12 protein-coding genes are annotated in these 12,331 nt (G+C 45.8%); 7 read left to right on the top strand and 5 right to left on the bottom strand.

The window, feature by feature from the left end; all coding sequences use genetic code 11:
* Positions 1 to 82 precede the first annotated feature (82 nt).
* Both DXE37_RS01885 and purN read right to left on the bottom strand, forming a co-directional pair.
* A complete protein-coding gene (locus tag DXE37_RS01885; RefSeq protein WP_114636398.1) occupies positions 83 to 1,582 on the bottom strand; it encodes an RsmB/NOP family class I SAM-dependent RNA methyltransferase in 1,500 nt (499 codons plus the stop codon).
* Positions 1,579 to 2,208, bottom strand: a complete 630-nt coding sequence (gene purN, locus DXE37_RS01880) for a phosphoribosylglycinamide formyltransferase (RefSeq protein ID WP_114636397.1) — start codon at positions 2,206 to 2,208, stop codon at positions 1,579 to 1,581. Before purN ends, DXE37_RS01885 begins: the two co-directional genes overlap by 4 nt.
* Before the next feature lie 39 nt (positions 2,209 to 2,247).
* On the opposite strand from purN, the gene DXE37_RS01875 reads away from it, so the two are divergent.
* From DXE37_RS01875 to DXE37_RS01850, 6 genes are all read left to right on the top strand, one after another.
* Positions 2,248 to 3,198: a bifunctional riboflavin kinase/FAD synthetase gene (locus DXE37_RS01875; protein ID WP_114636396.1), complete on the top strand. Its 951-nt coding sequence runs from the start codon at positions 2,248 to 2,250 to the stop codon at positions 3,196 to 3,198.
* Positions 3,173 to 6,052: an isoleucine--tRNA ligase gene (gene ileS, locus DXE37_RS01870; RefSeq protein WP_415067098.1), complete on the top strand. Its 2,880-nt coding sequence runs from the start codon at positions 3,173 to 3,175 to the stop codon at positions 6,050 to 6,052. Before DXE37_RS01875 ends, ileS begins: the two co-directional genes overlap by 26 nt.
* Before the next feature lie 11 nt (positions 6,053 to 6,063).
* Positions 6,064 to 6,555 carry a signal peptidase II gene (gene lspA, locus DXE37_RS01865; RefSeq protein ID WP_114636394.1) on the top strand — a complete coding sequence of 164 codons (492 nt, stop codon included), beginning with the start codon at positions 6,064 to 6,066 and terminating at the stop codon, positions 6,553 to 6,555.
* 9 nt (positions 6,556 to 6,564) lie between these two features.
* Positions 6,565 to 7,776 carry a bifunctional phosphopantothenoylcysteine decarboxylase/phosphopantothenate--cysteine ligase CoaBC gene (gene coaBC / locus DXE37_RS01860; RefSeq protein WP_114636393.1) on the top strand — a complete coding sequence of 404 codons (1,212 nt, stop codon included), beginning with the start codon at positions 6,565 to 6,567 and terminating at the stop codon, positions 7,774 to 7,776.
* A gap of 46 nt (positions 7,777 to 7,822) precedes the next feature.
* The gene (dut, locus tag DXE37_RS01855) at positions 7,823 to 8,272 is read left to right on the top strand and encodes a dUTP diphosphatase (RefSeq protein ID WP_114636392.1); all 450 of its coding nucleotides are present in this window, start codon (positions 7,823 to 7,825) and stop codon (positions 8,270 to 8,272) included.
* 133 nt (positions 8,273 to 8,405) lie between these two features.
* Entirely contained in the window at positions 8,406 to 8,822 is a 417-nt protein-coding gene (locus DXE37_RS01850) for a nucleoside deaminase (RefSeq protein ID WP_114636391.1), read from the top strand.
* A 56-nt stretch (positions 8,823 to 8,878) separates the two neighbouring features.
* Here the strand turns inward: DXE37_RS01850 and DXE37_RS01845 are convergent, their stop codons facing one another.
* The 3 genes from DXE37_RS01845 to clpS are packed head-to-tail and all read right to left on the bottom strand — an operon-like array spanning position 8,879 to position 11,807.
* Positions 8,879 to 9,112 (bottom strand): hypothetical protein, encoded by a 234-nt coding sequence (locus DXE37_RS01845; protein WP_114636390.1) that lies wholly within the window; start codon positions 9,110 to 9,112, stop codon positions 8,879 to 8,881.
* 35 nt (positions 9,113 to 9,147) lie between these two features.
* On the bottom strand, positions 9,148 to 11,454 hold the full coding sequence (clpA, locus tag DXE37_RS01840) for an ATP-dependent Clp protease ATP-binding subunit ClpA (RefSeq protein ID WP_114636389.1): 2,307 nt from the start codon (positions 11,452 to 11,454) through the stop codon (positions 9,148 to 9,150).
* The gene (clpS, locus tag DXE37_RS01835; protein WP_114636388.1) at positions 11,451 to 11,807 is read right to left on the bottom strand and encodes an ATP-dependent Clp protease adapter ClpS; all 357 of its coding nucleotides are present in this window, start codon (positions 11,805 to 11,807) and stop codon (positions 11,451 to 11,453) included. Before clpS ends, clpA begins: the two co-directional genes overlap by 4 nt.
* A 254-nt stretch (positions 11,808 to 12,061) precedes the next feature.
* Here clpS and DXE37_RS01830 point away from each other — a divergent pair, with 254 nt between their 5' ends.
* Positions 12,062 to 12,265: a cold-shock protein gene (locus tag DXE37_RS01830; protein ID WP_011903586.1), complete on the top strand. Its 204-nt coding sequence runs from the start codon at positions 12,062 to 12,064 to the stop codon at positions 12,263 to 12,265.
* The last annotated feature ends 66 nt before the right edge of the window (positions 12,266 to 12,331 follow it).

The raw sequence follows: 12,331 nt of genomic DNA, 5'->3' as shown, positions 1-12,331 counted from the left end.
CCCTAAAGAGAGCTAAAACTCTATTTTAGCTCTTCAGGAGGCTTCTTGTATTTGACCTTAGTCGCCTTTTGGTCGTCTTTATTCAATTCTGGCACTTGTGGACTACAGCCTTCTTCTGAAAAACAGCCCCAAAAAAGCCGTCGGTACCGTGAATATGCGGCCATAACTGCCACCAGGGATTATCAGCATTGCACCCTAAAAGCAATTTATCCTTTGGAAACAATGGTTTGAGAGCTTCTGCAGCAGGAACTGCCTCAAATTGTGGGTGTTTTGCCAGAAAATCTTCGGCAATAGCTTGATTCTCTTGTGGCAATAGACTGCATGTTGCATAAACCAAACACCCACCTGGCTTTAATAAACGGGCTGCAGAGGCCAATATGCTCATTTGCTTCTGGTTTAACTCCAAAACCCCCTCGGGGGTTTGGCGCCACTTCAGATCCGGATTGCGTCGCAAAGTACCCATGCCACTACAAGGGGCATCTACCAGAACACGGTCAATTTTTCCCGCCAGACGTTTGATCTTGGCGTCGTTCTCACTATCAATCCATACTGGATGCACATTAGAAAGCCCGCTACGAGCCTGCCTTGGCTTTAGATTGGCCAAGCGACGCTCGGATGTATCCAAAGCATATAAGCGCCCTGTGGAGCGCATCAGCGCCCCAATGGCTAAAGTCTTGCCGCCAGCTCCCGCACAAAAGTCCACAATCATCTCGCCACGCTTAGGCGCAAGGAGATAAGCCAAGAGCTGACTACCTTCATCCTGCACCTCGAACATGCCCGCTTTAAAGCCAGCCGTATTTTGCAAAGCAGGTTTACCCATAATGCGCACCCCATCAGGTGCATATGGGGTTTGGATTGCTTGATAACGACCACCTAATGCATTCATCTGGGCGAGCAATTCTTCGCGATTGGTTTTCATAGTATTCGCACGCAAGTCTAAAAGCGCTGGATGCATTAAAGACTTTGCTAACTCTTCACGAGCATCTTCACCAGGATATTCGCCAAATGCATCCCACAACCATTCGGGCAAATTATTACGAACGAGTGGATTTAATGCCGCTGGATCCACGGTCGCAAAACGTTGCAACCACTCGTATTCACCAGACTTAAGTACATGCGCTAAGTCAGCTATCGCACTCTCTGCACGATTCGCTGAGCCTAAGCCGCCCTCGGATAGTGCGGACAGCAAACCCAATAGAGCTAAGCATCTAGCCTGTGAGCCTTCACCGCTTGAGGCAAATTGAGAGAACTCATTCTTACGACGCAAAATAGCAAAGGCACTCTCGGCGATCAATGCGCGATCACGATTACCAAGCTGTTTCTCTTCTCTGAAATAACGACTGACTACGCGGTCAGCCGGTTGTTCAAAACTAAGTAATTCAGGAAGTAAGCGCTCCAGATGTATCGCATGCTGTGGCAATGCTTTAGCGTTTGAAAAATTCTTTTGACCTTCTGGCGCAATCAAATTACCACTAGCATTGCGACGCTCAGGACGACGCAGTGGATCTTTCGATTTAGTCGCGTAACTTTTGTGGGGGGCTAGTCTGCTGCCAGATCTATGGGGTGGACGTTCTGCACTCATAATTTAATAAATCGCGACTCTGGGGGTTGTAACTTCACTTGATTACCTTCTATTCGCAATCGTCCATCAAGAAACCATTTTACGGCCCGCGGATAAATTTGATGTTCAGCAGTCAAAACACGGGCCGCTAGGGTGTCTGGATCATCACCTTCTAGGACCGGAACTGAGGCCTGACAAATAATCGGGCCCTCATCCACCTCCTCATTGACGAAGTGGACAGTAGCACCATGTTCCTTCACCCCTGACTCCAAGGCACGCTCATAAGTATGCAAACCAGGGAAGGCAGGCAATAGAGCAGGATGAATATTGATTAATCGGCCTTCAAAATGTCGAATAAAGCCTGACGTCAGAATTCTCATGAAGCCAGCTAAAACCACTAAATCAGCTCCTAACGCATCAATTTGCTGAATTAAAGCGTTATCAAAAGATTCACGACTCGGATGCTCTTTATGCTCAATGACATAAGCTGGAATCCCCTGCGAGCGAGCAAAATCAAGGCCTTTAGCCGCAGAATGGTTTGCAATGACGCCCGCAAAAGTGACGGGCCAACGCTCTTTTTGAGCCGTTTTGACGATGGCCTCGAAATTAGATCCGCGGCCTGAGATTAAGGTGACGATAGAAGGCATGCCCACAATATAATTGACGGCTACCCTGAAAGCGATTTTGTGAACGTATTCCGTGGCCCCAACCAGTTTTCTGCAGGACCAGCTTGTGCCTTAACCATCGGTAATTTCGATGGCGTGCACAGGGGTCATCGCACCTTACTCAAAGAGCTAGTAGACGGCGCTAAAGAACGCAGCTTATTGAGTTGCGTGATGACATTTGAACCCCACCCAAAGGAATTCTTCTCTCCGGATCAAGCACCCCCCCACATTCTCAACTTGCGCGACAAATTAGCTGCGCTTGCAGGACTTGGTATAGACCGAGTTGTAGTAGAGCATTTCAATGCGGCTTTTGCGAAACTCTCACCCAAAGAGTTTGTTACAGAAATTATTGTGAAGCGCTTAAATACAAAATGGATTTTGATCGGCGATGATTTTTGCTATGGAGCAAAGCGTGGCGGTAATTTTTCTAGCCTAAAAGCTGCTGGTGAAAAATATGGTTTTGAAGTTTCCAGTATTCACACTATTCAAGAGAACGGTGAGCGAATTTCAAGTTCTGCATTGCGTTCTGCGCTTGCTAGTGGCGATATGAAATTAGCTGAAACATTGTTAGGTCGCCCTTATGCAATTTCTGGGCACGTGATTCATGGCCAAAAACTAGGGCGTCAACTTGGCTTTCCAACTTTGAACTTAGCCGTCGCCAATCATCTTCATCATCGCAAGCCAGCAACTACTGGCATCTTCACCGCCCAAGTAGTGGGCTTGAGCGATAAACCGTTGCCCGGGGTAGCTAGCTTGGGGGTAAGACCTACTGTTGAAGATGAAGGTCGCGTACTCCTTGAGACACACATTTTCGATTACCAACAAGATGTCTATGGAAAAATCATTACCGTAGAACTCTTAGAAAAAATTCGTGACGAGGAAAAGTATGACAGCCTCGATGCGCTTACCAATGCGATTGCAGGTGATGCAACGCATGCCAGAAATTATTTCCAGAAAAAAGCTTATGTCTGATAAAGAAAACTCTTATCCCGTTAACCTTCTTGACACATCATTTCCGATGCGGGGAGACCTAGCGAAACGTGAACCACAGTGGGTAGCTCAATGGCAAAAAAACAAACTCTACGAAAAGATTCGTGCAGCCCATGTAAATCAACCAAAATTTATTTTGCATGATGGCCCTCCCTATGCCAATGGTGATATTCATATTGGTCATGCTGTAAATAAGATTTTGAAGGACATGATTGTGAAGTCTCGCTGGCTCATGGGTTTCGATTCAGTCTACGTCCCCGGTTGGGACTGCCATGGAATGCCGATTGAGATTCAGATTGAAAAAGAATTTGGCAAAAATCTACCGGCCGCAGAAGTGCAGTCTAAAGCTCGCGCCTACGCTCATATTCAAGTAGAGAAGCAGAAGAAAGATTTTGAGCACTTAGGTGTTCTAGGGGACTGGAATAACCCCTATCTCACCATGAACTATCGTAATGAGGCAGATGAAATCCGTGCACTCGGCAAGATTTGGGAAAAAGGTTACGTTTTCCGTGGTCTAAAACCAGTGAACTGGTGTTTTGATTGTGGCTCCGCGCTTGCTGAAGCCGAAGTAGAGTACCAAGATAAAACCGATCCCACAGTCGATGTTGGTTTTGCATTTGATGACGCGCAGCGACCACAACTAGCTAAGGCATTTGGACTCTCCGATCTTCCAAATAAGCCAGGTCAAATTGTGATCTGGACAACTACCCCATGGACTATTCCTGCTAACCAAGCAATGAATGTCCACCCAGAGCTCACTTATGCCCTAGTTGATGTTGGTAATAAGTTATTAATCCTCGCAAAAGATCGCGTTGAGACTTGCTTACAAGACTATGGCATGGAAGGAAAAGTCATTGCCACTTGCCAGGGCGCTCAGTTAGCCAATATTTCTTTCTGGCATCCACTTGCGCCGTTGCATGAGGGCTATAAACGTCTCTCTCCAATTTATCCAGCTGAGTATGTCACGCTAGATACTGGTACGGGTATCGTTCACTCAGCTCCTGCATATGGCGAGGAAGATTTTAAGTCTTGCAAAGCAAATAAACTCTCCGATAAAGATATTCTGAATCCAGTAATGGGCAATGGTGTGTATGCGTCTTGGTTGCCACTCTTTGCGAATGAATATATCTGGAAGGCGAATCCTAAAATTGTCGAAGCTATGCGTGAAGCTGGTAGCCTCCTTAGAGACAAAACCTATACCCACTCTTACATGCATTGCTGGCGCCATAAGTCTCCAATTATTTATCGCGCAACCTCACAATGGTTTGCAAGCATGGATAAAAAGCCGTCAGACGGCAAAGCCAGTTTGCGGGAATCGGCCTTGGCAGGAATCGATAGCACAGAGTTTTTCCCAGCCTGGGGAAAACAACGCCTTCACAGCATGATTGCCAATCGCCCTGATTGGACCCTTTCTCGCCAACGACAATGGGGCGTCCCGATGGCCTTTTTTGTTCATAAGGAAAGTGGTGAACCCCATCCACGCACAGTTGAGCTACTTGAAGAAATTGCTAAGCGGGTGGAAAAAGAAGGTATTGAAGCCTGGCAAAAATTAGAGGTTTCAGAACTTCTTGGCGAAGAGGCAGCTCAATATGAGAAAAACCGCGACACCTTAGATGTTTGGTTTGACTCTGGAACAACCCATTGGCATGTCATCCGCGGTTCGCATCGTGATGAACTGCTGACTACTCAAGCAGAGTCACCAAATGGACGCTTGGCAGATTTATACCTAGAGGGATCAGACCAGCATCGTGGCTGGTTTCATTCATCTCTTCTTACTGGTGCCATGCTTGACGGCAAACCACCATACAAAGCCTTGCTGACACACGGCTTTACTGTGGATGGTCAAGGCCGAAAAATGAGTAAGTCAGTGGGCAACGTGATCGCCCCACAGCAAGCAGCAGACAAGTTAGGCGCCGAGATTATTCGTCTTTGGGTTGCCTCTACAGATTACTCAGGTGAAATGACAATCTCTGATGAGATTCTCAAGCGGGTTACCGAAAGCTATCGTCGTATTCGCAATACTTTACGCTTCTTACTGGCCAACCTATCCGATTTTGATCCAAGCAAACACACATTACCGGTTGATCAATGGTTAGAGATTGATTGCTACGCTGTAGCCCTAGCAAATGATTTACAGATCGACATAGAAGCGCATTACAAAGCATATGAATTCCAACCTGCAGTTGCACGTATGTTGACCTTCTGCTCAGAAGATTTAGGTAGATTCTATTTGGACATCCTTAAGGATCGTCTTTATACCAGCGCGCCCGACTCGCCTGATCGTCGCGCCGCACAGAATGCCTTATTTCATATCACTCGCAATCTTTTAAAATGGCTTTCTCCATTCCTCTCCTTTACCGCCGAAGAAGCATGGAAAGATTTCCCGCATGACCCCGGAAGCAAGCCTTCTGAATCTATCTTTATGGAAGAGTTTGGTCAGTTCCCTGAAATTACTCATGCTGATGAACTGCTTGCAAAATGGAATCGCATTCGGGAAATTCGCTCTGAAGTGACCAAAGCAATCGAAGTAGAGCGTGAAGCAGGCAATGTTGGATCATCTTTACAAGCTGAACTGACAATTAAAGTGCGTGATGTTGACTTTGCTCTCTTGCACTCTCTCGAAGATGATTTGCGTTTCGTTACCATTACCTCTAGCGCCAATATAGAACTCAGCAATGAAGATTTAGAGGTATTGGTACGAGGCAGTCAATTTAAGAAGTGTGGCCGTTGTTGGCACCATACTAAAGATGTTGGAAGCAATGCTGATCATCCAGAGCTATGTGGTCGCTGTATTAGCAACTTGTTTGGTGATGGCGATCATCGCCTCTTTGCTTAAGAACGATCTACATGAAAAGCCTTACCTTACTTCGTTATCTCGCAATTGCGACCATTGTGCTCTTGCTTGATCAACTCAGTAAATGGTCAGCGCTGAGTAATTTACAAATGGGTGTGCCGGAGCCTGCCCTTCCTTTTATGAACTGGTTGCTCCTCTTTAATCCGGGCGCAGCATTTTCTTTCTTAGCCCAAGGTTCTGGCTGGCAACGTTGGTTCTTCACTATTCTTGGTTTAGCAGCATCCATCTACATTATTTGGCTGCTCTCCAAAAGCCTCGGTGATAAGTTGCTATGCGTAGCCTTGAGCCTGATCTTGGGTGGTGCACTTGGCAATGTTCTTGATCGAGTCATGTATGGCGCAGTAGTCGACTTTATTGACTTGCATTACGGTAACTGGCATTGGCCCGCATTTAATATTGCTGATAGCGCTATCTGCGTTGGTGCCACCCTCATTATTTGGGGTGAATTACGCAAGTCATTTGGCAAATTCCCTCAATCCCATTAAGCTGGCGCCATGCAATCACTTTTAAATAAGAAGATCGTTCTCGGAATTTCTGGCGGTATTGCGGCCTACAAAGCCCCAGAACTTGCTCGCCAATTGATGCAAGAAGGCGCATCTGTTCAAGTAGTGATGACTGAAGCTGCACAGCAATTTGCAACTCCAGTGACAATGCAGGCCCTGACTGGCAACCCAGTATATTTAAGTCAATGGGATAGCACTATTCCGAATAATATGGCTCATATTGAGTTATCTCGTTCTGCAGATGCCATTTTGATTGCACCTGCAAGTGCTGATCTCATGGCAAAGCTATCGCTGGGCTTAGCTGATGACTTATTAACCACGCTTTCCCTCGCAAGAGATTGCCCGCTCCTGCTTACCCCTGCCATGAATAAACAAATGTGGGAGCATGCAGCCACACAACGAAGTGCCAAAAGACTAATAGACGATGGCGTTACCCTCTTAGGTCCAGCTAGCGGATTTCAAGCTTGTGGAGAAGTAGGCATGGGCAGAATGCTCGAGCCAGCAGAAGTTACTGAGCAAGTGGTTGCTTTCTTTCAAAAAAAATCACTGGCCGGAAAAAAGGTATTAATAACAGCCGGCCCCACTTTTGAGGCAATCGATCCTGTACGAGGCATCACCAACCATAGCTCAGGCAAGATGGGTTTTGCCATTGCAAGAGCTGCTGTTGAGGCTGGCGCGCAGGTTCATTTAATTGCTGGGCCTTGTGATCTTCCAACCCCACTTGCAGCAACTGGGGGAATCATTCGCACTGATGTAGTAAGTGCAAATGAAATGCATGCCGCCACACTCAGCGCAGTTGACTGCGATATTTTCTTTGCGGTTGCCGCGGTTGCTGATTGGGGTATTGCTAAACCTGCCAAAGAAAAAATGAAGCGTCAAGGCAATCAAGCGCCTGCGCTCGAATTTATCGCCAACCCAGACATTCTGCTGGACGTCTCAAAAACAGTGAAGACCAAAGCTGGCAAACCTTACCCTTATTGCGTAGGCTTTGCTGCCGAATCAACCGACCTTGAGAAGCACGCCGAAGAAAAACGCAAACGTAAAGGCATTCCAATGGTTGTTGGCAACATTGGCCCAGACACCTTTGGTAGCGATCTTAATCAATTATTGGTAATTGATTCTGTAGGTAGCAAAAAAATTGCTAAGGCTGAAAAACTACAGCTTGCACGTCAACTGATTCAGTTAGTTGCCAAGAAAATCTAAACCCAATTTTTTGTAGTTCTTTTTTCTACCCGCTTTAGGACATTTCATGCAATCACTTCAAATCAAAATTCTCGATGAACGGATACGCGACCAATTACCTACTTATGGCACTCCTGGTAGCGCTGGATTGGATTTACGTGCCTGCATAGATGAAACAATTGAGATTGCGCCAGGTCAGACCGTTCTGGTACCTACTGGTTTAGCAATCTACGTAGAAGACCCAAAATATGCGGCATTTATTCTTCCTCGTTCAGGCCTTGGCCATAAGCATGGGATCGTCTTAGGTAACCTCGTAGGCTTAATTGACTCTGATTACCAAGGGCAATTAATGGTGAGCACCTGGAATCGCGGATCAACTCCATTCAAACTTGAGCCTATGGAGCGCTTAGCCCAATTGGTTGTGATGCCCGTTCAGCAAGTCGAACTCAAAGTAGTTGAAGAATTTACCGAGAGCAGTCGTGGCGCTGGTGGTTTTGGCAGTACTGGTAGAACTTAATATGATGAATCGCCGCGGAGCCTTAACCTGTTTATGCGCCCGCGGCTTATCTGGCCTCACTCGAGGCGTCCTGGCAAAAACCAAACTTTCATCTATTCCGATGAAGAATCATGAAGCCGCAATGTGAGATGCTATTGCTATAGCCGTTCAAAATCAGACATATCCGTTTGGCGCTGTCATCACGAATTCCAATAGTGGAACTATTCTCGCTAAAGGCGTTAATCAAACCCTTCATAACCCAATACTTCATGGTGAGATGGTCTGCATGAATAATTACCTCGGTCAATATGGAAATAAAAATTGGGGTGACTGCATTCTTTACTCCACTGGCGAGCTCTGCCCTATGTGTATGAGCGCCCTGATCTGGGTAGGCATAGGCGGGGTTGTCTATGGTAGTTCGGCAGCAACTATTCAAAAATCAGGTATTGATATTTTTACCTTTAGCGCTAAAGAAATTAATCAAGGGAGCAACTTTAGCCAAACCCAAATAGTGGGCGGTGCTCTTGAATCAGAATGTAACGCTTTATTTTTAAATCGAAAACGGTCTTAAAAAATTGACCAATAAAAAGCCACCCGTAGGTGGCTTTTCTTTTAAATACGCATACCTTATTTACGAATGTGCGCCTTGCGAGCAGCATCTTGCGATATGCCAACACCAGCGCCTTCACGAGACTCTTTTTTAGCGGCAATTTCTTTACGGCGCTCTTTGCAAGATCCAGCAATTTCTTGCAAGGCCTTGCGAGCACGAGCCGCAAACGCTTTAATGCCTTTGCCTTGAAACTTTTCGTTTTCAGCCTTGTAGGTTTCAAAAGCTTCTAATAATTTATCGTGATAAGACATATTTTTTGGTTTTATCTTTTCAAATCGTTGGTTAATTAAATTTCTTCTGCTGGCGCTACATCCGCTTTAGTTGTTTTTCCTGGCAATACTGGAGTATCAAAATTCAGAAGCACTTTACCATCCGCATCAATGTCAACGTCCACATGTCCACCCTGAGCCAGCTTACCAAACAAAAGTTCATCGGCAAGGGCTTTACGAACAGTATCCTGAATAATTCGTTGCATAGGTCGCGCGCCCATTAATGGATCAAAACCATGTTTAGCTAAATGCGCCCTTAATGCGGGACTAAAGGTAGCATCAACCTTCTTCTCATGGAGTTGCTCTTCAAGTTGCATCAAGAACTTATCTACTACGCGCATGATGATGGACTCATCAAGCGCCTTAAAGGAAACGATTGCATCCAAACGGTTGCGGAACTCAGGTGTGAAGAACTTCTTAATATCCGCCATCTCATCGCCAGATTCGCGTGCATTGGTAAACCCAATGGTCGATTTCTGCATCGCCTCGGCGCCAGCATTGGTAGTCATAATGATGATCACATTACGGAAGTCAGTCTTACGACCATTGTTATCCGTTAAAGTGCCGTGATCCATTACTTGCAAGAGAATATTGAAAATATCAGGATGGGCTTTTTCAATTTCGTCTAATAGCAGGACGCAATGTGGCTTCTTATTAACTGCCTCAGTTAGTAGACCTCCTTGATCAAAGCCAACATAGCCGGGTGGCGCGCCAATCAAGCGGCTTACTGCATGACGCTCCATATACTCAGACATATCGAAGCGCAAAAGCTCAATTCCCAAGATGTAAGCAAGTTGCTTTGCCACCTCAGTTTTACCAACTCCTGTTGGGCCAGAGAACAGGAAGGAGCCAATTGGACGATCAATCTTGCCTAAACCAGCACGAGTCATCTTAATGGCACTCGCCAAGGCCTCGATGGCAGGATCTTGACCAAACACCACGCTCTTAATGTCGCGGTCTAAAGTTTGCAGCTTGCTACGATCGTCAACAGTGACAGATTGAGGCGGTATGCGAGCAATCTTTGCAACAATCTCCTCAATCTCTGGACGACCGATGGTTTTCTTTTGTTTTGATTTTGGCAAGATGCGTTGGGCCGCCCCTGCTTCGTCGATGACATCAATAGCTTTATCAGGTAAATGACGATCATTAATGTAACGAGCAGAAAGCTCAGCTGCTGCAACCAAGGCACCCGCTGCATACTTCACACTATGGTGCTCTTCAAAACGAGATTTTAGGCCACGCAAAATTTGCACGGTCTGATCTACCGTTGGCTCTACTACATCAACCTTTTGGAAGCGACGAGATAAAGCTGCGTCCTTTTCAAAAATACCACGATACTCTGTAAAAGTAGTAGCACCAATGCACTTCAGCTGGCCATTAGATAAAGCGGGCTTTAAAAGATTGCTTGCATCTAAGGTTCCGCCAGAGGCAGCACCCGCCCCAATCAGCATATGAATCTCATCGATAAATAAAACACCATGCGCATGATCTTTAAGAGATTTCAGAACACTCTTTAAGCGCTGCTCAAAATCACCACGATATTTGGTGCCAGCCAATAATGCGCCCATGTCCAATGAGTACACAGTAGCGTTGGCCAAAATATCTGGCACATCATCTTTAACAATTCTCCAGGCCAAGCCCTCGGCGATCGCAGTCTTACCAACACCCGCCTCACCCACCAACAGCGGGTTATTCTTGCGACGACGACAAAGAACCTGAATAACACGCTCGACTTCGCTCTCACGACCAATTAATGGATCGATCTTGCCTTGTCGAGCTAGGGCATTCAGATTTTGCGTGTATTGCTCAAGAGGACTTTCTTTACCAGAGGCTGCAGCCTCCTCAGTCTCTTGTGTGGACTCTACTGGCTTCACGTGCTCGGACTGATCTTTACGCACACCATGACTAATGAAGTTCACTACATCCAAGCGGGTAACACCCTGCTGTTGTAAGAAATACACAGCATGCGAATCTTTTTCACCAAAAATAGCAACCAATACGTTCGCACCAGTAACTTCTTTTTTACCATTTGAGGTGGATTGCACATGCATGATGGCGCGCTGAATCACTCGCTGAAACCCAAGCGTAGGTTGTGTATCAACTTCATCATTACCCGGCACAACCGGAGCATTGTCATTAATAAAGTTTTTCAATTGAGCGCGCAGCTCTGCAATATTTACCGCACAAGCTTTTAAAACCTCAACGGCCGTCGCATTGTCCAATAGGACTGCGAGCAAATGCTCGACAGTAATGAACTCATGTCGTGATGCCCTTGCGTCAACAAACGCCATGTGCAAACTTACTTCTAATTCTTGGGCAATCATGCTTCCTCCATAGTACACTGTAGTGGGTGGCCCGCTTCACGGGAGAGTTCAATAACTTGATGCACTTTGGTGGCAGCAACATCGCGGGTAAAAATCCCGCAAACACCTTTACCAACTAAATGAACCTGCAACATGATGCGTGTAGCTGTTTCATGATCTTTATCAAAATACTCCTGAATGACCATCACCACAAATTCCATTGGCGTGTGGTCATCATTCAAGAGTAAAACTTTGTACATCGAAGGCGCTTTAACTTGCTCAACCTGCTTTTCGAGAAGAATAGTGTCTTCGGCATATGGATTACTCGATATGCCTGTAGCGGGATTTTTAGGTTTGCGACTCATGAGAAACATTCTAAACACAGATGCTGAAACTTTAATTTACTGGGGTCTTGTTGCGTAAAACCCGCAAAAAACCCTCTTAATAACCATATTGGGGATTTACTAAGGGGTAGGGGCATATAACTCCTTGACACCCCTCCAAAAAGGGCAAACAATCAGGGGGTGGGCTTCAAAAGAGGTTCTATTTAGGCGTGTTGTGGATTGAGACTGATTAAAAAGTATTTACCCTCATCACGGTTGTTTTAAGTTTATGTAATGGAGTTCGCATGGCGACCGGAATTGTTAAGTGGTTCAATGATGCAAAAGGTTTTGGCTTTATCAAACCTGATGATGGTGAAGAAGAGTTGTTCGCGCATTTCAGCGCAATTACTATGCCTGGGTTCAAAACCCTTAAGGAAAACCAAAAAGTAACGTTTGACATTACCCAGGGCCCTAAAGGCAAGCAAGCTACCAATATCCAAGCGGCTTAATAGTCCTTAGATCATTATTAAAAACCCAGGACTTGTTCCTGGGTTTTTTTCGTCCGCAATTTGCCT

Origin of the sequence: Polynucleobacter necessarius, assembly GCF_900095205.1 — a bacterium.
Taxonomy (GTDB): Bacteria; Pseudomonadota; Gammaproteobacteria; order Burkholderiales; family Burkholderiaceae; genus Polynucleobacter; species Polynucleobacter necessarius_E.
Note: the sequence above shows the minus strand (reverse complement) of the source record. Positions and strands in the feature narration are given on the sequence as shown.

Coding starts and splice junctions, on each gene's coding strand:
- DXE37_RS01830 (WP_011903586.1), top strand. CDS start 12,062: ATGGCGACCGGAATTGTTAAGTGGTTCAATGATGCAAAAGGTTTTGGC.
- coaBC (WP_114636393.1), top strand. CDS start 6,565: ATGCAATCACTTTTAAATAAGAAGATCGTTCTCGGAATTTCTGGCGGT.
- clpS (WP_114636388.1), bottom strand. CDS start 11,807: ATGTTTCTCATGAGTCGCAAACCTAAAAATCCCGCTACAGGCATATCG.
- DXE37_RS01845 (WP_114636390.1), bottom strand. CDS start 9,112: ATGTCTTATCACGATAAATTATTAGAAGCTTTTGAAACCTACAAGGCT.
- purN (WP_114636397.1), bottom strand. CDS start 2,208: ATGCCTTCTATCGTCACCTTAATCTCAGGCCGCGGATCTAATTTCGAG.
- dut (WP_114636392.1), top strand. CDS start 7,823: ATGCAATCACTTCAAATCAAAATTCTCGATGAACGGATACGCGACCAA.
- DXE37_RS01885 (WP_114636398.1), bottom strand. CDS start 1,582: ATGAGTGCAGAACGTCCACCCCATAGATCTGGCAGCAGACTAGCCCCC.
- lspA (WP_114636394.1), top strand. CDS start 6,064: ATGAAAAGCCTTACCTTACTTCGTTATCTCGCAATTGCGACCATTGTG.
- clpA (WP_114636389.1), bottom strand. CDS start 11,454: ATGATTGCCCAAGAATTAGAAGTAAGTTTGCACATGGCGTTTGTTGAC.